The organism is Streptomyces sp. NPDC038200 (assembly GCF_055600785.1).
This window is the reverse complement of record NZ_JBVJYH010000005.1, coordinates 425,215-448,931: the sequence shown is the minus strand read 5'-3', so window position 1 is coordinate 448,931 and position 23,717 is coordinate 425,215. Positions and strand designations below refer to the sequence as shown.

At 72.9% G+C, this 23,717-nt stretch carries 21 protein-coding genes and 1 pseudogene; 14 read left to right on the top strand and 8 right to left on the bottom strand.

Annotated features, from left to right (window positions below; translation table 11 throughout):
- The first annotated feature begins 97 nt into the window (after positions 1-97).
- Positions 98-1,288: an acyl-CoA dehydrogenase family protein gene (locus tag ACZ7KF_RS14265; RefSeq protein ID WP_471073312.1), complete on the top strand. Its 1,191-nt coding sequence runs from the start codon at positions 98-100 to the stop codon at positions 1,286-1,288.
- 37 nt (positions 1,289-1,325) lie between these two features.
- On the opposite strand, the gene ACZ7KF_RS14260 is transcribed toward ACZ7KF_RS14265, so the two are convergent.
- Positions 1,326-1,763 (bottom strand): cell division protein SepF, encoded by a 438-nt coding sequence (locus tag ACZ7KF_RS14260; RefSeq protein WP_171157747.1) that lies wholly within the window; start codon positions 1,761-1,763, stop codon positions 1,326-1,328.
- Between the two features lie 342 nt (positions 1,764-2,105).
- A complete protein-coding gene (locus tag ACZ7KF_RS14255) occupies positions 2,106-3,020 on the bottom strand; it encodes an ABC transporter substrate-binding protein (protein WP_471073308.1) in 915 nt (304 codons plus the stop codon).
- Between the two features lie 475 nt (positions 3,021-3,495).
- Between ACZ7KF_RS14255 and ACZ7KF_RS14250 the strand changes: the two genes are divergently transcribed.
- From ACZ7KF_RS14250 to ACZ7KF_RS14200, 11 genes and pseudogenes are all read left to right on the top strand, one after another.
- On the top strand, positions 3,496-4,353 hold the full coding sequence (locus ACZ7KF_RS14250) for an amino acid ABC transporter permease (protein WP_471073305.1): 858 nt from the start codon (positions 3,496-3,498) through the stop codon (positions 4,351-4,353).
- Complete coding sequence (locus tag ACZ7KF_RS14245) at positions 4,350-6,110, top strand: FAD/NAD(P)-binding protein (protein ID WP_471073302.1); 1,761 nt, start codon at positions 4,350-4,352, stop codon at positions 6,108-6,110. Before ACZ7KF_RS14250 ends, ACZ7KF_RS14245 begins: the two co-directional genes overlap by 4 nt.
- A complete protein-coding gene (locus tag ACZ7KF_RS14240) occupies positions 6,107-6,868 on the top strand; it encodes an amino acid ABC transporter ATP-binding protein (protein ID WP_471073299.1) in 762 nt (253 codons plus the stop codon). Before ACZ7KF_RS14245 ends, ACZ7KF_RS14240 begins: the two co-directional genes overlap by 4 nt.
- A 145-nt stretch (positions 6,869-7,013) precedes the next feature.
- Positions 7,014-8,132: an LLM class flavin-dependent oxidoreductase gene (locus ACZ7KF_RS14235; protein ID WP_471073296.1), complete on the top strand. Its 1,119-nt coding sequence runs from the start codon at positions 7,014-7,016 to the stop codon at positions 8,130-8,132.
- Entirely contained in the window at positions 8,129-9,409 is a 1,281-nt protein-coding gene (locus tag ACZ7KF_RS14230) for an NtaA/DmoA family FMN-dependent monooxygenase (RefSeq protein WP_471073293.1), read from the top strand. Before ACZ7KF_RS14235 ends, ACZ7KF_RS14230 begins: the two co-directional genes overlap by 4 nt.
- Positions 9,410-9,433: 24 nt before the next feature.
- Positions 9,434-10,228 (top strand): DUF1684 domain-containing protein, encoded by a 795-nt coding sequence (locus tag ACZ7KF_RS14225; protein ID WP_471073290.1) that lies wholly within the window; start codon positions 9,434-9,436, stop codon positions 10,226-10,228.
- 294 nt (positions 10,229-10,522) lie between these two features.
- On the top strand, positions 10,523-11,422 hold the full coding sequence (locus ACZ7KF_RS14220) for a S1 family peptidase (RefSeq protein ID WP_471073287.1): 900 nt from the start codon (positions 10,523-10,525) through the stop codon (positions 11,420-11,422).
- 271 nt (positions 11,423-11,693) lie between these two features.
- A complete protein-coding gene (locus ACZ7KF_RS14215) occupies positions 11,694-15,230 on the top strand; it encodes a DNA polymerase III subunit alpha (RefSeq protein ID WP_471073414.1) in 3,537 nt (1,178 codons plus the stop codon).
- Complete coding sequence (locus ACZ7KF_RS14210) at positions 15,227-16,201, top strand: DNA polymerase Y family protein (RefSeq protein WP_471073284.1); 975 nt, start codon at positions 15,227-15,229, stop codon at positions 16,199-16,201. The genes ACZ7KF_RS14215 and ACZ7KF_RS14210 overlap by 4 nt, the downstream gene beginning before the upstream one ends.
- A 31-nt stretch (positions 16,202-16,232) precedes the next feature.
- Positions 16,233-16,611, top strand: a pseudogene (locus ACZ7KF_RS14205) (MarR family winged helix-turn-helix transcriptional regulator).
- Between the two features lie 169 nt (positions 16,612-16,780).
- Entirely contained in the window at positions 16,781-17,641 is an 861-nt protein-coding gene (locus tag ACZ7KF_RS14200) for an esterase/lipase family protein (protein ID WP_471073281.1), read from the top strand.
- Between the two features lie 51 nt (positions 17,642-17,692).
- Here the strand turns inward: ACZ7KF_RS14200 and ACZ7KF_RS14195 are convergent, their stop codons facing one another.
- Positions 17,693-18,718 (bottom strand): lytic polysaccharide monooxygenase auxiliary activity family 9 protein, encoded by a 1,026-nt coding sequence (locus tag ACZ7KF_RS14195; RefSeq protein WP_471073278.1) that lies wholly within the window; start codon positions 18,716-18,718, stop codon positions 17,693-17,695.
- A 166-nt stretch (positions 18,719-18,884) separates the two neighbouring features.
- Here ACZ7KF_RS14195 and ACZ7KF_RS14190 point away from each other — a divergent pair, with 166 nt between their 5' ends.
- The gene (locus ACZ7KF_RS14190) at positions 18,885-19,343 is read left to right on the top strand and encodes a GNAT family N-acetyltransferase (RefSeq protein ID WP_471073275.1); all 459 of its coding nucleotides are present in this window, start codon (positions 18,885-18,887) and stop codon (positions 19,341-19,343) included.
- A 12-nt stretch (positions 19,344-19,355) separates the two neighbouring features.
- On the opposite strand, the gene ACZ7KF_RS14185 is transcribed toward ACZ7KF_RS14190, so the two are convergent.
- From ACZ7KF_RS14185 to ACZ7KF_RS14175, 3 genes are all read right to left on the bottom strand, one after another.
- Entirely contained in the window at positions 19,356-19,490 is a 135-nt protein-coding gene (locus tag ACZ7KF_RS14185) for a hypothetical protein (protein ID WP_471073272.1), read from the bottom strand.
- Positions 19,491-19,818: 328 nt separating this feature from the next.
- Positions 19,819-20,322, bottom strand: coding sequence for a ribonuclease FAU-1 family protein (locus ACZ7KF_RS14180; RefSeq protein ID WP_471073269.1), 504 nt, complete (start codon positions 20,320-20,322; stop codon positions 19,819-19,821).
- Positions 20,303-21,232 (bottom strand): GNAT family N-acetyltransferase, encoded by a 930-nt coding sequence (locus ACZ7KF_RS14175; protein ID WP_471073266.1) that lies wholly within the window; start codon positions 21,230-21,232, stop codon positions 20,303-20,305. The genes ACZ7KF_RS14180 and ACZ7KF_RS14175 overlap by 20 nt, the downstream gene beginning before the upstream one ends.
- Positions 21,233-21,304: 72 nt before the next feature.
- Between ACZ7KF_RS14175 and ACZ7KF_RS14170 the strand changes: the two genes are divergently transcribed.
- Entirely contained in the window at positions 21,305-21,673 is a 369-nt protein-coding gene (locus tag ACZ7KF_RS14170; RefSeq protein WP_471073263.1) for a GntR family transcriptional regulator, read from the top strand.
- 33 nt (positions 21,674-21,706) lie between these two features.
- Here the strand turns inward: ACZ7KF_RS14170 and ACZ7KF_RS14165 are convergent, their stop codons facing one another.
- Entirely contained in the window at positions 21,707-22,477 is a 771-nt protein-coding gene (locus ACZ7KF_RS14165; protein WP_471073260.1) for a DUF72 domain-containing protein, read from the bottom strand.
- Positions 22,478-22,492: 15 nt separating this feature from the next.
- On the bottom strand, positions 22,493-23,587 hold the full coding sequence (locus ACZ7KF_RS14160) for a DUF5925 domain-containing protein (RefSeq protein WP_471073257.1): 1,095 nt from the start codon (positions 23,585-23,587) through the stop codon (positions 22,493-22,495).
- Positions 23,588-23,717: the final 130 nt, after the last annotated feature.

Below are 23,717 nucleotides of genomic sequence, written 5' to 3'. Positions count from 1 at the left end.
CCTCTGGACGTGCGGGACACTGCACCGTAACGTCGGCCCGAGAGTCGTAACTAGCGCTGCTAGTTTTGCTGATGTCCCGTGTCACGGAGGGTGTTCCATGTCCGCGTCCGCGAAGCCGCCCGCGTTCGATGCCGCCGACCCGCTCGGAATCGACGACCTGCTGGAGCCGGAGGACCTGGCCGTCCGGGACACCGTCCGCGGCTGGGCCGCCGACCGCGTCCTGCCCTACGTCGCCGACTGGTACGAGAAGGGCGAGCTGCCCGGGATCCGCGACCTCGCGCGCGAACTCGGCGCCCTCGGCGCCCTCGGCATGTCCCTCACCGGCTACGGATGCGCGGGCGCGAGCGCCGTGCAGTACGGCCTGGCCTGCCTGGAGCTGGAGGCGGCCGACTCGGGCATCCGCTCCCTGGTCTCCGTGCAGGGCTCCCTCGCGATGTACGCCATCCACCGGTTCGGCAGCGAGGAGCAGAAGCGGGAGTGGCTGCCGCGCATGGCCGCCGGCGAGGTGATCGGCTGCTTCGGGCTGACCGAGCCCGACCACGGTTCCGATCCCGCGTCCATGCGCACCCACGCCAAGCGCGACGGCGAGGACTGGGTGCTGAACGGCCGCAAGATGTGGATCACCAACGGCTCGGTCGCCGGGGTGGCCGTCGTCTGGGCGCAGACCGAGGAGGGCATCCGCGGCTTCGTCGTGCCCACCGGCAGCCCCGGCTTCTCGGCGCCGGAGATCAAGCACAAGTGGTCCCTGCGCGCCTCGGTGACCAGCGAACTCGTCCTGGACGACGTACGGCTGCCCGCCACGGCCGTCCTGCCCGAGGGCGCCGGCCTGCGCGGGCCGCTCAGCTGTCTCTCGCACGCCCGCTACGGCATCGTGTGGGGCGCGATGGGCGCGGCGCGCAGCAGTTTCGAGGCCGCGCTGGAGTACGCGAGGACACGGGAGCAGTTCGGGCGGCCCATCGGCGGTTTCCAGCTCACCCAGGCCAAGCTCGCCGACATGGCGGTGGAGCTGCACAAGGGGATCCTGCTCGCCCACCATCTGGGGCGCCGGATGGATGCCGGCCGCCTGCGTCCCGAGCAGGTCAGCTTCGGCAAGCTCAACAACGTCCGCGAGGCCATCGAGATCTGCCGTACGGCGCGGACGATCCTCGGTGCCAACGGGATCTCCCTGGAGTACCCGGTGATGCGGCACGCGACCAACCTGGAATCGGTGCTCACCTACGAGGGCACCGTCGAGATGCACCAGCTCGTGCTGGGCAAGGCGCTCACGGGGCTCGACGCCTTCCGGTGAGCCCCGGGGGGAGGCAGGGCCGGTGAGCGGCCCTGCCTCAGCTCTGGTTGAAGAAGCCGTCCGAACGGTGCGCGGAGGCATCGCCGCTGATGATCTCCGTGTCGGCCGGGGTGAGCAGGAACACGCGGTTGGACACCCGGTCGATCGAGCCGCGCAGGCCGAAGATGAGCCCCGCCGCGAAGTCCACGACCCGCTTGGCGTCACCGGGCTCCATGTTGGTGAGGTTCATGATCACCGGGACGCCGTCCCGGAACAGCTCGCCGATGGCGCGGGCGTCCCGGAAGCTGTCCGGGGTGACCGTGCCGATCCGCCGGCCCTTATCCTCGGCCGTGTCCGTGGCGACCTTGACCCGGGGGTCGGTGACCCAGGCGTCTCCGGACTCGGTGCCCTCGGAGTAGTCGTCGTCGTAGTAGCGCTCGTCATCGTTGTCGTCGACGAGGCCGAGCCACGCACTCGCCTTGCGTACCGATCCCATGGACGCCTCCTCTCACAGCGGTCTTTCTTGCTTTCCGCATCCCTATGGTCATCCATGATGCGGACGGCGCGCCAAGTGGATAGACGCCGCGCGGGGGGTTTGTGACGGTACTGGTGCACAGGCGATCCGTCGAGAGTCCTTGTGCCCCAAGGGTCGTGACACATACGGCTGCTGACTGAGAGTGAAATATGATTGTACGCGGCGGACGGGTGATGCACGGAGCGTACGGGTGAACGCCAACCCCGCCTCGCGGTCCGGGGGATGCCCGGTGTGAAAAACGTCAGACCCTGCTCCGCCGCGTCGGGGGAGCAGGGTCTGACGGAGCATCAAGCCGTCGGCGCCCTAGTCCTTCAGCTCCGGCGGGGAGATCTGGGACTTCTGGATCGCGGAACCCGTGGTGCCCCACTTCTTGAGGATCTTGGCGTACGTGCCGTCGGAAAGAAGCTTGTTCACCGCCGCCTGAAAGGCCGGGGCCAGTTTCGTTCCCTTCTTGAAGGCGAAGCCCACGTCGAGCCGGTGGTATTCGTTGAGGAACTTCAGGCCCTGCTGGTGCGCCACGGCATAGCGCAGGCCGTTGATCGTGGACATCACGATGTCGCTGCGGCCCTGCTGGAGCGAGGACCAGATCGCGCTCGGCTCGGCGTACGTCTGCACCTGGTACGCCTTCTTGCCCGCGTCGGTGCACAGGTGCTTGTTCTGCTCCAGCGTGGCCTCGAACGTCGTGCCGGCGCTGGTCGCGACGTTCAGGCCGCACAGCTGCTTCAGGTCGGTGATCTTCGAGAGCTTGCTGTCCTTGCGGGTGGCGAAGCCCTGGCCGTCGTTGATGTAGGTGACGAAGTCGATGGCCTTGCGCCGCTCGTCGGTGACGCCGAAGTTGCTTGCGCCGAAGTCGTACTTGCCACTGTCCAGGGCGGGCAGGATCGCCTCGAAGCTCGCCTGCTCCACCTTCAGCTTGATGCCGAGCGCCCGGGCCACGGCCTGGGTGAAGTCGACGTCCTGGCCGGTCAGGGTCTTGCCGTCGCCGAGGTAGGTGGTGCCGGGCGGAGTGCCGCCGACGCTGACCGCGACGGTGAGGCTCGTGGTGCCGGCGGGCAGCAGCTTCGCCGCGGCGTCGTCCTTCCGCACGCCGGAGACGACGTCCGTGGTGGGCACCTCGACGTTCTTGGCCGCCACCCCGGAGGTCTCCGTGCCGTCCGAGTCGCCGGAGCCGCAGGCGGTGAGCAGCAGCGCGGCCGAGGTGATGACGGCAAAAGGCATGAAATGTCGATAAGAGGGCGTACGCATCGGGAAGCGGTCTCCTGGAGCAGAAGTGTGTGAGGAAACGCGAGGGGAGGGGTGCGCGTGTGAAGGCGGAGAACGGCAAGAGAACGCGAGTACGCCCGCCCCTGGGGCGGGCACGCGCAGGGGGTCAGCTCAACAGGACGAGGACCACACGCGACCGAAGTCGATGTGGGAGCGGGTGACCAGCCACTGCTGCGGATGCATGGGGCAAGTGGAACAGGCATCCGGTTCCGCGTCAACCGACTTGAGATGTACTGCTCACAGTCCGGACAGCCTTGACAGCGCAGGGAAACGACCCCGTACTCTCGGTACACGGCCCTGCTGAGGGGCTCGGCCGTATCCGCGCCGCGCGGCGCGCCCGTGTGAAGGCACCACCCCGTTCCGACGGATCTCCCCGCTCTCGGTCTCGCCCGATCGAGCGGGAGGGACCTCCACGTCACGGAGCCTTCGCATGTCATCCGACACCCTCGCCAAAGTCCCCACCGCACCGGAGATACCCGAACCCGCGGACGTCCCGCGGATCGTCCCCCAGCGCCGCTACGGCCAGTGGGCGGCGGCCGTCGTCGTCCTCGCGCTGCTCGGGTTCGCCGTCAACTCGGTCCTGCGCAACAAGGCGTTCCAGTGGGACGTCGTCGCCGACTACTTCACCTCCGACTCCGTCCTGCGCGGCCTGTGGCTCACGCTGTGGCTGACCGCCGTGGTGATGGTCCTCGGTTTCGCCCTCGGCACCCTGCTCGCCGCGTTCCGGCTCTCCGCCAACCCCGTGCTCCGAGCGGTCAGCTGGGGATACGTGTGGCTGTTCCGGTCCATCCCGATCCTGGTGCAGCTGCTGCTGTGGTTCAACATCGGGGCGCTGTACCCGCAGGTGTTCGGCGTGAAGACGGTCAACCTGCTCAGCCCGGTCGCCGTCGCGATCGTCGGCCTCACCCTGCACGAGGCCGCCTACGCCGCCGAGGTCGTCCGCGGCGGCATCCTCTCCGTCGACCGCGGCCAGATCGAGGCCGCCCAGGCCCTCGGTCTGAGCCGGTGGCGGCGCTGGCGGCGGATCGTGCTGCCCCAGGCCATGCGCACCATCGTGCCGCCCGCCGGGAACATGCTGATCGGCACCCTCAAGGGCACCTCCATCGTCAGCGTCATCGCCGTCAACGACCTGTTGTTCTCCGCGCAGTTGATCTACCACCGCACCTACCAGGTGATCCCGCTGCTGATGGTCGCCACCCTCTGGTACGCCGTGGTCACCTCGGTCCTCGGGATCGGCCAGTACTACGTCGAGAAGCACTACGCGCGCGGCACGGAGAACGCCCGATGAGGCAGCAGCTGGTGATCGTGGGAGCCGGGCCGCGGGGGACCGGCATCCTCGAACGCATCGCCGCCAACGCGCCCGGGCTGTACTCCGGCCCCGGCCTCGACATCCACCTGGTCGACCCCCACCCGCCGGGCGGCGGACGCGTCTGGCGACAGGCGCAGTCCCCGCTGCTGTGGATGAACTCGCACGCCGAGGACGTCACCATGTTCACCGACGACACGGTGACGATGGCCGGCCCGGTCCGCGAGGGCCCCACCCTGCACGAGTGGGCCCGACTGGACGGCCGTACCTTCGCCGACCGGCAGCTCCAGGGCCGCTATCTGCGCTGGGTGTACGAACGGGCCCTGGCCGAACTGCCCCCGAACGTCACCGTGCACCACCACCCGCGGCGCGCCCTGCGGGTCGGCGGACCGCGCGAGGGCCGTCAGCAGGTGTGGCTGGAGGGCCGCCCGCGCCCGCTCCTGGCCGACCTGGTGATCCTCGCCGTGGGCCACCTCGACGCCGAACTCGACCGGGACCAGGTGGAGCTGGCGGCCTATGCCGAGCAGCACGGCCTGGTGCACCTGCCGCCCGACTTCACCGCCGACAGCGACCTGAGCGCGCTCAAGCCCGGCGAACCCGTCCTCGTCCGCGGCTTCGGGCTGGCCTTCGTCGACCTGATGGTGCTGCTCACCGAGGGGCGCGGCGGGCGGTACGACGGGGAGACGTACGTACCGTCGGGACGGGAGCCGGTGCTGTACGTCGGCTCGCGGCGCGGAGTGCCGTACCACTCCAAGATCGGCTACGACTGGACCGGCGAACGGCCCCCGCTGCCCCGCTTCCTGGGCCCCGCCGAGACGGACGCCCTCCTCGCCCGGCCCGGCGGCTTCGACTTCCGGCGCGATGTGTGGCCCCTTATCGAGAAGGAGCTGGGCTTCGCCCACTACCACCGGCTGTTCACCGCCCACCCCGGGCGTACGGCGATGGCCTGGGCCGACTTCGAGGAGAAGTACGCGGCGGCCGGCGATCCGGCCGAGACCGAGGCGCTCGTCGCCACCGCCGTGCCGGATCCGGCCGACCGGCTCGACCTCACCGCGCTCGACCACCCGCTGGACGGCGTGCGGTACGCCTCGCACGAGGACTTCCAGCACGGCCTCAGAAGCCACATCGAGGCCGACCTGCACCGCCGGCACGACCCCGACCACAGCGCCGACCTGGGCGTCTTCCTGGGGCTGCTCTCCGTCTACGGGCAGCTGGTGCGGCTCGGGAACATCGGCCCCTGGTGGCACGGGTTCTTCAGCTTCCTGGCGTCCGGGCCGCCCGGACCACGGCTGCGGCAGATGCTCGCGCTGTCCCGGGCCGGGCTGCTCCGGTTCGTCGGGGCCGGCATGACCGTCACCGCCGAGAACGGCGTGTTCCGGGCCACCAGCCCCACCGTGCCGGACTTCTCCGTCGAGGCCCGGGCACTGGTGGAGGCCCGGCTGCCCGAGCCCACCGTCGGACGCACCCGCGACAGCCTGCTGCGCGAGCTGCACGCCGACGGCGCCGCCGCGACCCCCGAGGGACTGCTCCGGGTCGACCCCGGCGACGGCCGGATCCTCGACGGCGCCGGGCGCCCGCATCCCCGGCGCTTCGCGCTCGGCCCGTACACCGACGTCCGCACCCCCGGCGCCTTCACCCGCCCCCGCACCGGAGGTCCCGCGTTCCGGCAGAACGACGCGACCGCCCGCGAGGTGCTGGCCTTCCTGAGCGCCTCACTCGTAAAGGAACTCGCCCGATGAGCGTCATGGTCGACATCAGGTCCGTGCACAAGAGCTTCGGCTCGCTCGACGTGCTCCGGGGCATCGATCTCCAGGTGCGCGCCGGTGAGGTCACCGCCGTGCTCGGCCCCTCCGGCTCCGGCAAGTCCACGCTGCTGCGCACCGTCAACCACCTGGAGAAGGTGGACCGCGGCGAGATCACCGTGGACGGCACGCTGATGGGATACCGGCGGTCCGGGGACAGACTGTACGAGCTGTCCGAGCGCGAGGTGCTCCGGCAGCGCACCCGGATCGGGTTCGTCTTCCAGAACTTCAACCTCTTCCCGCATCTCACCGTCCTCGACAACGTCGTCGAGGCGCCGGTGTCCGCGCTGAAGCGGCCCCGGAAGGCGGTCGTGGAGAGCGCGCACCGGCTGCTGGAGCGGGTGGGGCTCGGCGACAAGGCCGACGCCTACCCCCGGCAGCTGTCCGGCGGGCAGCAGCAGCGGGTGGCCATCGCGCGGGCGCTCGCCCTGGAGCCGAAGCTGCTGCTCTTCGACGAGCCGACGTCGGCCCTCGACCCCGAACTGGTGGGCGAGGTGCTGGACGTCATCCGGGACCTGGCCGCGCAGGGTACGACGATGATCGTCGTCACCCATGAGATCGCCTTCGCCCGGGAGATCGCCGACACGGTGGTGTTCATGGCCGACGGGCGGATCGTGGAGCAGGGGCCGCCGGCCGAGGTGCTGGGCGCACCCCGGGAGGAGCGGACCCGGACGTTCCTGGCGAAGGTGCTGTGAGGGTGGGAACCGTGATCGCTGGTCGCGGTGGGTCCGGCGCCGCCGGTCCGCGCCGTCGTGACGGCTCGCCGCCGGGGCGGCGGGAACGGGCGCGGAGCCGTCAGGGGCCGCCGGGTGCGGAAGCGCGGAAGACCGGGGTGCCGACGTGAGCGCGCGGTACGGCGGCGGGCTGCTGCATCTCGCCGCCGCTCTCGACCAGCCCGGGGCGCTGGACGCCGGTTCCTACGTCGAGCTGGCCCGGCTCGCCGAGCGGGGCGGCCTGGACTTCGTGACGCTGGACGACTCCTTCGCCCGGCCCGGGCCCGACGCGCTCGGCGTGCTGTGCCGGGTGGCGCCCGCGACCCGGCGGATCGGGCTGGTGCCGACGCTCACCACCACCCACACCGAGCCCTTCCAGGTGCAGGCCGCCGTGGCCACCCTGGACTGGATCGGCCAGGGGCGGGCCGGCTGGCGGATCGACGTGTCCACCACCGAGGGGGAGGCCCGGCTCTTCGGCCGCCGGCACGCGGCCCCGGCCGAGGCCGTCTGGCAGGAGGCGGGCGAGGTCGCCGACGTGGCCGCGAAGCTGTGGGACAGCTGGGAGGACGGCGCGGAGATCCGGGACGTGGCCACCGGCCGGTTCCTCGACCGGGAGCGGCTGCACCGCGTCGACTTCACCGGCACCGCCTTCTCGGTCCGGGGCCCGTCGACCGTGCCCCGCCCGCCGCAGGGCCACCCGGTCCGCGTGGTCGACGCCACCGACGGCCACGCCCGTGCGGTCGCCGCCCGGTACGCGGACGTCGCCCTGGTGCGCGCGGCCACCCGCGCCCAGGCCGCCGATGTCCGGGACCGGCTGCGGGAGCAGGCCCGCTCGTTCGGGCGGCACCCCGACTCGCTGCGGGTCCTGGTGAGCCTGCTGGTGGATCTCGGCGACGGCGAGTACGCGGCCGAGCCGGGATGGGGTTCCCCCCTGTTCGAGCGGAGCCGGGAACTCGGGGGAGGGGGCGGCGGCCCGCGGTCCACCGTGCAGGGCCCGCTGTACCGGGGCGGCCCGGTCGACCTCGCGGAGCTGGTGGCCGCCTGGTACGCCGACGGTGTCACCGACGGCTTCCACCTCGTCCCGGTGGAACCGCGCCGCGACCTGGAGCGGCTGGTGAACGGCACGGTGGCGCTGCTCCAGCACCGCGGCCTGTTCCGCACCTTCTACCCGGGCAGCACCCTGCGCGAGCACCTGGGCCTGGCCCGGCCCGCCAACCAGTACGCCGTGACCGGGGGAACGTCATGACCGTACGACGGCGACTGCACCTGGCGGCCGTGTTCCCGGGCGCCGATCCCCTCGACGCGGGGGCCGGCACCAGCGTGTGGGACGGTGCGCGCGCCGGCTCGCGGCTGGCGTTCGCCCCCTTCGAGCGGCTCGCCCGCGCCGCCGAGCGCGGCCTGTTCGACTTCCTCCTGCTCGACGAGGAGCCGCGGCTGCCCGAGCACCGGGGGCGGCTGCACGAGCTGGACCCGGTGGGCGGACCGGAGCCGGTGGCCGTACTGAACGCGCTCGCCGGGGTGACCGCCCGGCTCGGGCTCGCCGCCACGGTGAACGCCGTCTTCGGCGAGCCGTACGAACTCGCCCGCAGGCTGGCCACCCTGGACCATCTCAGCGAGGGCCGGGCGGGCTGGCGGGTGGCGGCCTCGGCGGACGCCCGCGCCGGAGCCGACCACCGCTGCGGCGGCCACCCCGACCCCTACGGCCGGGCCGCCGAACTCGTCTCCGTGACCCGCCGGCTGTGGGACTCCTGGAGCCCCGAGGGGGTGCCCCGGCCGTTCGCGTACCGCGGCCGGCACTTCGACATCGCGGGCGAGTTCGGGCTGCCCCGCTCGCCCCAGGGACAGCCCGTCGTGATCCAGGCGGGGGAGTCCGAGCGGGCCCGGGAGCTGGCCGCGGCCTCGGCCGACGTGCTGCTGGTCCGGCACGCCCCGCTGGAGGCGTCCCGCTCCCGCTACGCCGACGTCCAGCGGCGGCTCGCGGCCCACGGGCGCACCCCGCGCGACCTGTTGGTCATGCCCGGGGTCACCGTCGTCCTCGGGGACACCGCGGCCGAGGCCCAGGAGCGGGCCGCCGGGATCCGACGGCAGCGGATCACCCCGCGGTACGCGCTGTACGCGCTGGAACGGATCTGGGGCACGGACCTCTCGGGTTACGACCCCGACGGCCCGTTGCCCGAGACCGCCCCCGGCACCCGGGACGGCCGCACGCTCGCGCTGGCCGAGCGGTGGCGGGCGCTGGCCCGGGAGAAGGGGCTGTCCATCCGGGAGACCGTGATCGAGGCGAGCGGCCGGCAGTCCTTCGTGGGCACGCCCGACACGGTCGCCGCCGATCTGCACCGGTACGTCGGCGAGGGGGCCGCCGACGGCTTCGTCCTCGTCCCCCAGACCCCGGCCGACGGACTGGAGGAGTTCGTGGACCGGGTGGTGCCGCTGCTCCAGGAGCGCGGTGCCTTCCGCACGGAATACCGGGGCGGCACACTCCGCTCCCATCTCGGGCTGTCCCACCCGGTACCGCAACGCTGACCACAGAGGAAAGGAACCCTTGGCATGACGACGGACGCAGCCGACGCCTGGAAGCGGTGGCACGAGAACCGCGAGGAAACGGTCTCGACGCCGTACGGGCCGCTCGCGCTGACCGCGACGCACTGGATCGAGGACTATCCGGAGGGACGACTTCCGGACATTCCCGGGATCTGGGTTGCGGAACAGGACGGGGTGGTGCTGACCGCCACCGAGACCGACGGGCTGACGGTGGCCGGCCGGCCCTTCTCGGGCGCGGTCAAGCTGGCCGCCGACAGCGGCCCGGAGGCCGAGGCGCAGGTGGCGCTGGGCGGGAAGCGGCTGGTCGTCCTGGTGCGCGAGGACGTCTGGGGAGTGCGCGTGTACGACCCCGAGTCCGCCGCCCGGCACGCCTTCCGGGGCATCGACGCCCACGCCTACGACCCCCGCTGGTCGGTGCCGGGCCGGTTCACGCCGTACGACGAGACACGCACGGTCCGGCTCGGCAACGCGGACGGCCGCGAGCGCGGCTTCGCCCTCGTCGGTGAACTCGCCTTCCCGCTGGCCGGACAGGAGCGGACGCTGAAGGTCGCGCGCCAGGGGGACCGGCTGTGGGCGGTGTTCGCCGACGCCACCAGCGGTGACACGAGCTTCCGGTTCCGCTTCCTGTTCACGGCGGCCCCGGACGCCGAGGGGCGCACGACCCTCGACTTCAACCGCGCCCAACTCCCGCCGTGCGCCTTCGCCGACCACTTCATCTGCCCCTTCCCGCCCCCCGGCAACACGCTCGACGTGGCGGTCGAGGCGGGGGAGCGCCGTCTGAGCCGGCCCGAGGCGGGCTGAGCCGGGCCGAGGCCGCCTCGGCCCGGCTCCGGTGACCTGGGCCGGCCGGGGACGCCGAGCGATCCGGGCCGGTCCGGGGTGTGCCGGGCCGGCGCCGGTGCCGTCGGCGCTGCTGCATCCGGGTGGTTCTGGGCCGACGGCCGAAAGGCACCCTTGTGCCGACCGGCCGTTCGGCCGAATACTCCCCCCAGCGCTTGTCAGGGGCATGCATATTCGAATCCGGTCGGTCCCTGGCTGCGCCTCACGGGCCCCGACCCCACGCGGGCCCCCGACTTCCCTTGGAGGGAACGAAAAGTGAGGATCAAGCGCACCACTCCCCGCGGCGGTACCGCGAGACGGACCCGGCTCGTCGCGGTGGCCACCGGCTTCCTGGCCGCAGCCGCGTTCGCCGCCCCCACCGCGAACGCCAGTGACGCCCAGACGTTCAGCGCCACCCAGCTCGCCAAGGCGAACGACTCCGTCCTCAAGGCCGACATCGCCGGCACGGCCTGGGCGGTCGACAGCAAGAGCAACCGCGTCGTGGTCACCGTCGACAGCACGGTGTCCAAGGCCGAGATCGCCCAGATCAAGAAGCAGGCGGGCGGCAACGCGGGCGCGCTCGCCATCAAGCACACCCCCGGCAAGTTCAACAAGCTGATCACCGGCGGCGACGCCATCTACGGCGGCTCCTACCGCTGCTCGCTCGGCTTCAACGTGCACAGCGGCAGCACGTACTACTTCCTGACCGCGGGCCACTGCGGCGAGGTCGCCTCCACCTGGTACAGCAACTCCAGCAAGACCACGGTGCTCGGCACCAACGTCGGCTACAGCTTCCCGGGCAACGACTTCGCGCTGGTGCGCTACACCAACTCCTCCATCGCGCACCCGAGCGCCGTGGGCAGCCAGACCATCAGCAGCGCGGCCACCCCGTCCGTGGGGACGACCGTCTACCGGCGCGGCTCCACCACCGGCACGCACAGCGGCCGGGTCACCGCGCTCAACGCGACCGTCAACTACGGCAGTGGTGACATCGTGTCCGGTCTGATCCAGACCACGGTCTGCGCCGAGGGCGGCGACAGCGGCGGTCCGCTCTACGGCGGCAGCGTGGCCTACGGCCTGACCTCCGGCGGCAGCGGCAACTGCACCTCCGGCGGTACGACCTTCTTCCAGCCGGTGACCGAGGCGCTGAGCTACTACGGAGTCACCCTGCCCTGACGGGTTCGGCGGCATCGGTGAGCCCCCGCACGCGACCCGCGTGCGGGGGCTTCCTCGTGTCGTCACCGGCGGCGTCACCGTCACCGGCTCCGGCGGGTGCTGCCGAGGGGGGGCGGTCTGCCGCTCAGGGCCCGGGTCGGCGGGCGTTTGCCCAGGTGGGGGGCGCCTGGACGGGTGTCGCACACGTGTTCGGGAATGGAGGTATGGTGGGGGAGAGAGTAGGGAACTGATGTTCGAGAGCCGTTCGGGCTCACGAGTGCGGGAGGTGGGTGTGCCGGGCTTCGCGCATCTGCACACCGTCTCCGGGTTCTCCCTGAGGTACGGGGCGTCCCATCCGGAGCGGCTGGCCGAGCGTGCCGCGGAGCGGGGCATGGACGCCCTCGCCCTGACCGATCGCGACACCCTCGCCGGCACGGTGCGCTTCGCCAAGGCCTGCGCCGGAGCGGGCGTCCGTCCGCTGTTCGGGGTGAACCTGGCGGTGGCGGCCAAGGAGGCCGTACGAGGGGAGAAGCGGCGCACCCCGGTGCGCGGCGGTGCCTTCGTGGACGAATCGGCTCCCCGGGTGACCTTCCTCGCCCGGGACGGCGCCCGCGGGTGGGCCGATCTGTGCCGGCTCGTCACGGCGGCGCACGAGGGCGGGGCGGCGCCGCTGCTTCCCTGGTCCGGGAACCGGGGCGACGGCCTGGTGGTGCTGCTCGGGCCGGGATCGGACGTGGGACGGGCGCTCGCCGCCGGGCGGCCCGACCGGGCGGCGACGCTGCTGGCCCCGTGGCGCGAGGTCTACGGAGACGCGGTGCGGCTGGAGGCCGTCTGGCACGGTCGTACGGGTACGGGGAGCGGATCCCTGCGGCTGGCGGCCCGCACCGTCGGGTTCGCCGCCGAGCAGGGGGTGCGGCCGGTGCTCAGCAACGCCGTCCGGTACGCCGACCCCGGGATGGGACCGGTCGCCGACGTGCTGGACGCCGCGCGGCGGCTGGTTCCGATCGACCCCCGGGGCGAGCTGGACTCCGGCGCGGCCTGGCTGAAGGACGCGCAGGCCATGCTCCAGGTCGCCGAGCGGGTCGTGGAGGCCGCCGGCTACCGGCGGGACACCGCCCGCCGGCTGCTGGAGCAGACCCGGGCCACGGCCGCCGAGTGCCGGGTCGACCCCGAGGACGACCTCGGCATCGGTACCGTCCACTTCCCCGAGCCGCACCTCGTCGGCGCCGGCCGGCGCACCGCGCAGCGGGCGCTCGCCTCGCGGGCGACCGCCGGGATGCTGCGGCTCGGGTACGGCGGCCGGCACGCGTACTGGGAGCGGATGCATCGCGAGCTGGACATCATCGCCCACCACGGATTCGCCTCCTATTTCCTGACGGTCGCCCAGGTCGTGGACGACGTACGGGAGATGGGGATCAGGGTGGCCGCGCGCGGCTCCGGTGCCGGGTCGCTCGTCAACCACCTGCTCGGGATCGCGCACGCCGATCCCGTCGAGCACGGGCTGCTGATGGAGCGCTTCCTGTCCAAGGAGCGCGTCGTCCTGCCGGACATCGACATCGACGTGGAGTCCGCCCGGCGGCTGGAGGTCTATCGGGCGATCATCGGCCGGTTCGGCAGCGAGCGGGTCGCCACCGTCTCCATGCCGGAGACCTACCGGGTCCGGCACGCCGTCCGGGACGTGGGTGCCGCGCTGTCCATGGACCCGGCCGAGATCGACCGGGTCGCCAAGTCCTTTCCGCACATCCGGGCCCGGGACGCCCGGGCCGCCCTGGCGGAGCTGCCCGAGCTGAGGCGGCTGGCGGGGGAGAAGGAGAGGTTCGGCAGGCTGTGGGAGCTGGTGGAGGCGCTCGACGCCCTGCCGCGCGGGGTCGCCATGCACCCGTGCGGGGTGCTCCTGTCCGACGCCTCCCTGCTCGCCCGTACGCCGGTGGTGCCGACCAGCGGCGAGGGGCTGCCCATGGCGCAGTTCGACAAGGAGGACGTGGAGGATCTCGGGCTGCTCAAGCTGGACGTGCTGGGCGTGCGGATGCAGTCGGCGATGGCGCACGCGGTCGCCGAGGTGGAGCGGGCGAGCGGGGAGCGGATCGACCTGGACGCGGTCCCGGCCGGTGATCCGGAGACGTACCGGCTGATCCGGTCCACCGAGACGCTGGGCTGCTTCCAGATCGAGTCGCCGGGCCAGCGGGACCTGGTGGGACGCCTTCAGCCGGCCACCTTCCACGACCTGGTCGTCGACATCTCCCTGTTCCGGCCCGGACCGGTCGCCGCCGACATGGTGCGGCCGTTCATCGAGGCACGGCACGGACGGGCGCCGGTGCGCTATCCGCACCCGGACCTGGAGGAGCCGCTGAAGGGGACGTACGGGGTCGTCGTCTTTCACGAGCAGGTCATCGACATCGTCGCCGTCATGACCGGCTGCGGGCGCGGCGAGGCCGACCGGGTGCGGCGCGGACTGTCCGAGCCGGAGTCGCAGGGGCGGATCCGGCTGTGGTTCGCCCAGCAGGCGGCGGCCAGGGGATACGACGCGGAGACGATCCGGCGGACCTGGGAGATCGTGGAGGCCTTCGGGTCGTACGGCTTCTGCAAGGCGCACGCCGTCGCCTTCGCCGTGCCCACCTACCAGTCGGCGTGGCTGAAGGCGCATCACCCGGCCGCCTTCTACGCCGGGCTGCTCACGCACGACCCCGGGATGTACCCGAAGCGGCTGCTGCTGGCGGACGCCCGGCGGCGCGGGGTGCCGATCCTGCCGTTGGACGTCAACGCGTCCGGGGTCGCCCACACGATCGAACTGGTGTCTGAATCTCCGGCGGTGTGGGGACTCCGGCTCGCCCTCTCCGACGTGCACGGCATCAGCGAGGCCGAGGCGCGGCGGATCGCGGACGGGCAGCCGTACGCCTCCCTGCTGGACTTCTGGGAGCGGGCCCGGCCCAGCAGACCGCTGGCGGGACGGCTCGCCCAGGTGGGCGCGCTGGACGCCTTCGGCGCCAACCGGCGTGATCTGCAACTGCACCTGACCGAGCTGCACCGGGGCGCCCGGGGCGGGGGCGGCGGCCAGCTGCCCCTCGCGGGAGGCCGGAAGACCGCGCCGGCCGGCCTGCCGGACCTGACGTCGGCGGAGAAGCTCAGCGCCGAGCTGGGCGTGCTGTCCATGGACGCCTCGCGCAATCTGATGGACGACCACCGGGAGTTCCTCGAGGAGCTGGGCGTGGTCTCCGCGCGCCGGCTGCGCGAGGCCCGGCACGGCGAGACCGTGCTGGTCGCGGGCGCCAAGGCGGCCACCCAGACCCCGCCGATCCGCTCCGGCAAACGGGTCATCTTCTCCACCCTGGACGACGGCACCGGCCTGGTCGACCTCGCGTTCTTCGACGACTCGCACGACGCCTGCGCCCACACCGTCTTCCACTCCTGGCTGCTGCTGGTGCGCGGAGTGGTCCAGCGGCGCGGCCCGCGCAGCCTGAGCGTGGTCGGCTCCGCCGCCTGGAACCTCGCCGAACTGGTCGACGTGCGGCACGAGGAGGGGCTCGACGGGGTCGCGGCCCGGCTGGCCGAACCGTCCGGCACCGCCGGGGACGGGGCCGCGGCGGGCGGCGACGGGTCCGCCGCGGGCGGCGACGGCGGTCCGTCCCGGGCCCGGCTCGCCGGCTCCGACGGGCTGCCCGCACCGGCCGGCTCCGCGGCCCGTGACCCGAGGGAGGGCCGGACGATCCGCATGCCCACGGGATACGAGATGCACCCCTGGGCCGACCTGCGGCCCGCCGGCCAGGACGCCGCGCGGGGTCCCGCGGCGACGAGGAAGTTGTGGCACCAGAGTCCGGGGAGTGCGGGATGACCATCCTCTGCGTACGTTTCCAGCTGCCGCCGATGTACGAGGCGGCCCTGCCGGGGCTGCTCGGGCTGCTGGAGGAGTTCACCCCGGTGGTGGAGGCGCTGCCACCGGACGGCGCGCTGGCCGATCTGCGCGGTGCCGAGCGGTACTTCGGGCGGGACGCGGTGGAGCTGGCCGCGGTGATCCGGGTGCGGGCCCTCGCGCGGTACGGCGTCGACTGCGTGATCGGCGCCGGGCCGGGCCCGACGCTGGCCCGGGTGGCGCTGCGCGACGCCCGGCCCGGGGTGACCTGCGCGATGCCCGAGGACCCGGACGGCATCGCGGAGTTCCTCGCCGAGCGGCCGGTGTCGGTGCTGCCCGGCGTCGGCACGGCGACCGCCCGCACCCTGGACGAGTACGGCCTGGACACTCTGGGCCGGGTCGCCGCCGCGCCGCTGTCCACGCTCCAGCGGCTGATCGGCGCGCGGGCGGGGCGGGAACTGCGCGAGAGGGCGAGCGGTGTCGACCGCGGCCGGGTCGTCCCGAACGCCGTCGCGCGGTCCCTGACGACGGAACGGGTCTTCGGCATCGACGAGCTGGACCCCGGCCGGCACCGCAAGGCGCTGCTGTCGGCCACCGAGGAGATCGGTGCCCGGCTGCGCGCGGTGGAGAAGATCTGCCGCACCCTGACCCTCACCGTGCGCTACGCCGACCGTTCCTCGACCACCCGCAGCCGCACCCTGAGGGAGCCGACCGCGCACTCGGCCGCCCTGGCCGAGACGGCCTACGGCATGTACGAGGCGCTCGGCCTCCAGCGTGCCCGGGTCCGCGCGCTCACCCTGCGCGCCGAGGGACTGGCCCCCGCCGAACAGGGCTCCTGTCAGCTCACCTTCGATCCCGGGGACGAGAAGGCCCGCCGCATCGAGGAGGTCGCGGACCGCGCGCGGGCGAAGTTCGGGCCGCGGGCGGTGATGCCGGGCACCCTGGCGGCCTGACGCGCGCCGCCGGCAGACCGGTTGGCCCGGCATCCATGACGGGGTGGTCGCCCGTGGCTTCGCCGATCTCCGGCCCGCCCACGGCTTCGCCTTCGCGCGGCTCGCCCCGGGCGGGGCCACCGTCACCGAACTGGCCGCGCACCTCGGGGTGACCGAGCAGGCGGCGAGCCGGCTGGTGGACGAGATCGTACGCAAGGGGTATGCCGAGCGGCGCCCGCATCCCGAGGACGCGCGGGCCCGGCTGGATCGTGCTGACCGAGCGCGGACGGGCCTGCACCCGGGCGGCGGAGGAGGCGGCCGCCCAGGTGGTGGGGGGATGGGCCGAACTGCTGGGCGAGGGGGAAGTGCGGGAGTTGCGCGACCGTTTGGCGCGGATCGCGCCCTATGGTCCGATCAGGCCGTCCTGGTGACGCGTCGTCAGTGACCCGGTGCGCCTCTGGTTACCACTGGAAGTTTTTACTGACGCGTAACTTCACACTTGCACTACTCGCTCGTAACTTGACGAGTGAACAGCATCCCGTGATCCGGATCACAGGGTTAGGCCGTGCACCTCCCCTTGAGCCGCAAGGAGATCACACGATGCTGCCCTGGAAACGAGTGCTCAGACCCCTCGTCGCGCTGTTTCTGACCGCTGCCGTCGCCGCCGTGCCCGCCGCCACCGCCAGCGCCGCCGGCGCCCCCAGCTCGGGCTGGAACGACTACTCCTGCAAGCCCTCCGCCGCCCACCCCCGCCCCGTCGTCCTCGTCCACGGAACGCTCGGCAACGCGGTCGACAACTGGCTCGGACTCGCCCCCTATCTGGAGAGCCGCGGCTACTGCGTCTACTCCCTCGACTACGGCCAGCTCCCCGGCGTCCCCCTCTTCCACGGCCTCGGCCCCATCGACAAGTCGGCCGGGCAGCTGTCCGACTTCGTCGACAAGGTGCTCGCCGCCACCGGGGCCGCCGAGGCCGACCTGGTCGGACATTCCCAGGGCGGCATGATGCCCCGCTACTACCTGAAGTTCCTCGGCGGAGCGGACAAGGTGAACGCCCTCGTCGGCATCGCCCCCGACAACCACGGCGCCACCCTGAGCGGCCTCACCCACCTGCTGCCGTACTTCCCCGGGGCCGAAGACCTGGTCAAGGCCACCACCCCCGGCCTCGCCGACCAGATCCCCGGCTCCGCCTTCCTCACCAAGCTCAACACGGGCGGCGACACCGTCCCCGGCGTGCACTACACGGTCGTCGCCACCCAGTACGACGAGGTGGCCACGCCCTGGCGCAGCCAGTACCTGAGTGGCTCCGACGTCCACAACGTCCTGCTCCAGGACCTGTGCCCGCTCGACCTCTCCGAACACCTCGCGATCGCCCTGTTCGACCGGATCGCCTTCCACGAGGTGGCCAACGCGCTCGACCCGTCCCACGCCACCGCCACCAGCTGCGCGTCGGCCTTCAGCTGACGCATCGCCGGGGCCTGTCCGGCCTGAGCCGCCGGACAGGCCCCGGAACCCTCACCGGCGGTGGCCGCCCGCCGCGCGCCGCCGCACCGACAGGAACAGCGCGGCCGAACCCAGTGCCAGCGCCGCCGCGCCGCCGATCGCGAGGGACGAGGTGCCGGTGGACGCCCCCGTCTCGGCCAGGTCCGCCGACGCACCGGCCGCCTTCGGCCGGCCGGCCGCCGCGGCGGGCCTCGCCGCGGCGGCGGTGGGCTCCGCCGAGGTGCTCGCGTCGTCGTCCCCGTGCCCGTGGTGCTCGATCGTCGACTTGTCGGCACCGGCGGCGATCTGCTCGTCGGAGGGTGCGGAGGCGGCCGGGGCCGGAGCGGCCTCCGCGCTTCCCGTGCTTCCCGCGCCGCCGGCACCGGTGCCGGCACCGGTGTTCGTGCCGCTGCCCGCGCCCCCGAAGTCCACGTCCGAGCAGGAGTAGAACGCCTCCGGACTGTCCGAGCGCTGCCAGACCGCGTACAGCAGCTGTCGGCCGGACCGCTCGGGCAGGGTGCCGGAGAACGTGTAGAAACCGCCCGACGGGGCCGGGTCGGTGGCCGTCGCCACCGGGTGCTCCAGATCCAGGTCGGACCAGCCGAGCGGCTTCGCCGGGTCGTATCCGGGCCTGGTGAGATACACGGTGAAGGTGCCCTTGTGCGGGGCGGTCACGCGGTACTCGAACGTGTACGACCCGCTGCGCACGCTCGTCGCCGGCCAGTCGGCCCGGGCCAGGTCGAGGCCCCTGAACTCCTCGTTGTTCGCGCTGCACAGCTTGCCGTCCGGGATCAGCTGCCGGTGCCGTCCGGCCGCGTCGCCGATCCGGATGCCGTTCCAGTCGTACAGCGCCTGGGTGCCGCCGGCCGCCACGGCCGCCTTGCACGCGGCCGACTCCGGGCTCTCCGGCCCCTCCGCGTAGCACTGCGAGACGCGGCTGACCGGATCGCCCATCGAGCCGTGCGCGGACGCGGGGGCGGCGGCGAGCACGGTCAGGGCGAGCGGCGCCAGGCCGAGCGCCGCGACGGCGGACACCGTGGCCTTGCAGCTGGTGGGCATGCGGAACTCCTCCGAACGGTGTGCGGGGCGGGGCTGAATCCCGTGGGGGGTGATCAGAAGCTAGCCCCAGAAAACCGTGAAATCGCCTGCTGGGAGCGGGCGGAGGGGATCCTTATGGTTCGCTTAAGGGAGTGCTCAGACTGCGCTCAGGTACTAGCGTGCGCGCATGATCGACAAGGACGAGGAACGCATCCGGCCCGCCACGGCGGAGGACGTGGCGGCTGTGAGAACGGTGACGGACGCGGCCTACCGTCACTACATCGAGCGCATCGGTGTGGTGCCGCAGCCCATGGAGGCGGACCACGCCCGGGACGTGGCCGCCGGCAAGGTGTTCGTCACGGGGGACCCCGTCGTCGGCCTCGTGGTGATCGAGGCGTCCGCCGGTCATCTCTTCCTCGACAGCATCGCCGTCCGGCCCACGGCCCAGGGCACGGGGGTCGGACGGCGGCTGCTGCGTTTCGTCGACGCACGCGCGCGTGAACTGGGCCTCGACGAGATCAGGCTCTACACGAACGCGCTGATGTGGGAGAACCGGAAGATCTATCCGACGTACGGATACGAGGTCGTGGAGCGCCGGGTCGACGGCCCGTACGACCGCATCCACTACCGCAAGCGGCTGAACTGAGGCACACCCGCGTCAACCGTCGGGCCACCAGGTCCGTGCGATGTCCTTGCGCACCTCGGGACGCCCCGCCGGGCGCTCCGCCGTCTCCTCGCGGGTCCGGCGGCTGTCCGTCCTCTTCAGGGGCTTCTGCACGGTCATGCGGCGCATGGCTGCCTCCTTGAGCGCCTACCGGGTTCCGCGCTGTCACGGAGATAGACGCTTTCGGGGAGAGTTCCTCATCGGTGCCGAGATGTCAGTGGCGGCTGTCACGTCCGGACTGTCCGTGGCGCGTGTCACTCACCGGGCAGGACGAGCGCGAGTGGGCACACGGTTGCGGATGCCCCGGATGTGGCAGGGGATGCGTCGGCCGTCGTATCCGAGGCCGCGGCGCCGGCACCCCGTCACTCACCGCCGTCGAGCGGGGGCGCCGGGTGACGGGCGACGCCCGGTTCCCGGCGACGGCGGACCGTGGTGTGCCACGCCGTGGCCGGGTGTGTCAGGCCAGCAACTCCTCGAACCCGCCGGCACGGGCCGCCAGCGCCTCCAGCGTGTCGAGCGCGGCCACCGCGGCGGCGGCGGCCTCGGGATCCGTCTTCGCGAGCCCGCTCTCGGCGAACTCGTCCTCGTCCAGACGCCGTACGTCCCGTCCGTCCGCGGAGCGCCACAGGTCCAGGTCGAGGTCCTCCACGACCAGCTCCGTGTCGCGCAGGACCGCGGGGCGGGTGATGTCGCAGTACCACCCCTTGACGGAGCCGTCCGCGGCGCGCACCTCCTTCACCGCGTACCACCGGTCCCGCCAGTAGTACTCGGTGAACACGTCACCCGGCTCGAAGCGCACGAACCCGAAGTCGCGGACCCCGGACCCCGCCCAGGCGGCCCGTACGGCGATCCGCGTGCCGTCGTCCCGGAGCAGCTCCGCCGGATAACGGATCTTCGTACGCCCCGCCTTGACCAGGACCACCTCCAGCCGGCTCGCCGATTCAGTCGAGTTCGCGGACATACCGCACCTCCGTGGCGCAGATCTCGTACCCGAGCCACTTGTTGATCGCGATCATGGGGTCGTTCCCGGTGTCGTTGCCCGTGAAGGCCTCGGTGACACCCTCGGCCCGGGCCCGGTACAGGGAGTGGATCTTGGCGAGTTTGGCCAGGCCGCGTCCGCGGTGGGCGCGGGCGGTGCCGGTCATCGCGGTCGAGTAGCGGCCGGCGCCGTCGGTGTAGGCGACGCTGAAGGCCACCGGGCGGCCGTCGACGCAGGCGGCCGTGGTCAGCTCCCGGTTCAGCAGCGGGTGCTGCCAGGTCTCGGTGAGCCAGGTGTCGTAGTTCGTGAACGCGTAATCCACATCGCTCGGTTCGTCGAGCACCGTCTCCGCGTCCAGTTCGAACAGCGGCCGGGGATCGTCCGCGAAGTCGGCGGCCGTACGCAGCTCCACCCCGGCCGGGACCTCGGGAAGCGGCGGCAGGGTGCCGTGCGCCAGATCGAGCCGGAGGAAGTGGGCGGAGCGGCCCGGGTGATAGCCGCGCCGCTCGGCGAAGGCCCGGTGGTCCGGCTCGTCCAGGGCCCAGGCGAACAGCTTGACCGCGCCCAGCTCCGCCAGGTACTCCTCGGCGGCCCGCACCAGCAGCCGGCCGGCGCCGCGCCGGATCCGGTCCGGGCGGACGTAGATGTTCAGGGCCCCCTGGCCCGGGTCGGGGCTGTCGGGGATCAGATGGACCTGTGCCGTGCCGATCACCTCGCCGTCCTCCTCCGCGACGAGCGGCCGGAAGCGGGCGCCGGGCTGCATGTGGGCGGCGGTGTGCCGGACGGACTCCGGGGTGAACAGGATGTACGGCAGAGCGAGCCGGCGGACACGGACGAAACCTTCGACGTCCGCGGGGACGTCGGGGCGCAGAGCGCGCACGAGGACTGTCATGATCAGGCACGGTAAGCGCGGGGAACGCCGGGGCGCCTCTCATTTTCCGGCGGGTGCGGGACAATCGGCCCTGTGAGCCTGAAGATCCGCATCGACGACAGCGCGCCCCCCTACGAGCAGGTGCGGGCGCAGATCTCCGACCAGGCCCGGTCCGGGGCGCTCCCGGCGGGGTACCGGCTGCCGACCGTGCGGGGGCTGGCCGAGTCCCTGGGGCTCGCCGTGAACACGGTGGCCAAGGCGTACCGGGCGCTGGAGAGCGACGGGGTGATCGAGACGCGGGGCCGCAACGGCACGTTCGTGGCCGCCGCCGGCTCGGCCGCGGCACGGGAGGCGTCGCTGGCCGCGCAGGCCTATGTGGAGCGGGTGCGGCGGCTGGGACTGGGGGAGGACGAGGCGTTGGCCGCCGTACGGGAGGCCCTGCGGGCGGCCTCCGGGGAATAGCGGACCCGGTCGGGCGGCCGGGGCGGCAGGGGATCACCGGTGTCCCGCCGGCTCCGGGATCCGCGTCACCGTCAGCCCCGCCCGCCGTGCCGTCCGCCCGAAGAGCACCGCGTCCCGCACGGCCGCGCCCCCCGGATCGTTGTTGAAGTACGCGTACACGTCCTCCCCGTCCGCCCAGGTCGTCGCGATGCGGTCCACCCAGGTCTCCAGGGAGCGCCGGCCGTAGCGCGGCCAGGGCCGGGCGCGCCCCTGGTGGAAGCGGACGTAGCCCCAGCCGGCGGTGCGCCACAGCGGGACCACCGGGCGGGCCAGGACGTCCGCCCAGCACAGGGCCGCGCCCCGGGACTCCAGGACGCGTCGCAGCTCCGGGATCCACCAGGAGTCGTGGCGCGGCTCCACGGCGATGCGCGTACCGGGCGGGAAGCAGGCCAGGCAGGCGTCCAGCAGGGGCGGGTCGGCGCGCAGGGTGGGCGGGAGCTGGAGGAGGACCGGGCCCAGACGGTCGCCGAGGCCCGCCGCGTGCGTCATCAGACGGTGCACCGGCTCCTCGGGCTCCTTGAGGCGCTTGATGTGGGTGAGGTACCGGCTCGCCTTGACCGCGACCACGAAGTCCGGCGGGACCCGGTCGCGCCAGGCGGCGAAGGTGTCGTACGACGGCAGCCGGTAGAACGCGTTGTTGATCTCCACGGTCGCGAACAGCCGGGTGTACTCCTCCAGCCACAACCGCGTCGGCACCCCCGCCGGGTAGACGAGGTCCCGCCAGTCCTTGTACTGCCACCCCGATGTGCCGACATACAGGGTCATACCCTCATGAAAGCACTACAGGTACAGCCCCGCGTCCGCTCCCTCCCGCGCCCCCGGCACGGACGTCGGCGTGGTGCCCCGGCGCAGCGCGTACAGCTCGGCCAGGGTCGCGCCCTCCCGGCCGACGCCCTCTTCGCCGCCGAGCCAGTTCACCGCCTCCGCGCGGGTCAGCGGGCCCACCTCGATGCGGGCGAGACAGCGGCCGGGGCGGACCACGGCCGGGTGCAGACGCTCCAGGTCCTCGTTGGTGGTGACGCCGACGAGGACGTTGCGCCCCTGGCCGAGCAGGCCGTCGGTGAGGTTCAGCAGCCGGGACAGGGCCTGCCCCGCGGTGTGCCGGGCCTCGCCGCGGATCAGCTCGTCGCAGTCCTCCAGCAGCAGCAGGCGCCAGCGGCCCTTGCCGGCGCCGTCGTCCTCGCCGATCGCGATGTCCATCAGATAGCCGACGTCGGAGAAGAGCCGCTCGGGGTCCAGGACGCAGTCCACCTGGCACCAGTCCCGCCAGGAGCGGGCCAGGGTGCGCAGGGCGGAGGTCTTGCCGGTGCCGGGCGGGCCGTGCAGCAGGAGCAGCCGGCCCGCGATGTCCTGCGGGGTCGTCTTCATCAGGCGGTCCATGGCGTCCGCCACCGGCGCGGTGTAGTTGGGCCGGACCTCGTCCCAGGTGCCCGCGGAGATCTGACGGGTCGTGCGGTGCGGGCCGCGCCGCGGCGAGACGTACCAGAACCCCATCGTCACGTTCTCCGGCTGCGGCTCCGGGTCGTCGGCCGCGCCGTCCGTGGCCCGGTCGAGGACCTGCTTGGCCAGTTCCGCGCTGGTCGCGGTGACCGTGACGTCCGCGCCCCGGTTCCAGCGGGAGACCAGCAGGGTCCAGCCGTCGCCCTCGGCGAGGGTCGCGCTGCGGTCGTCGTCGCGGGCCACCCGCAGCACGCGGGCGCCCTCCGGCAGCAGGGTCGCGCCGGAGCGCACGCGGTCGATGTTCGCCGCGTGCGAGTACGGCTGCTCGCCCGTCGCGAAGCGGCCGAGGAACAGCGCGTCGACGACGTCGGACGGCGAGTCGGAGTCGTCGACGTGGAGCCGGATCGGCAGAGCGTCGTGTGGGTTCGCAGACATGCCGCCATGATCCGGCACGGATGGGCTCGGCGCACGGCATTTCCACCCCAACGCTCCGCGGGAAAATCCGCGGGAGAAGCGGTTCCCCGTCCGTGTGCCGCCGGCCGCCGGCCCCCTCCGCGCGGCGGCG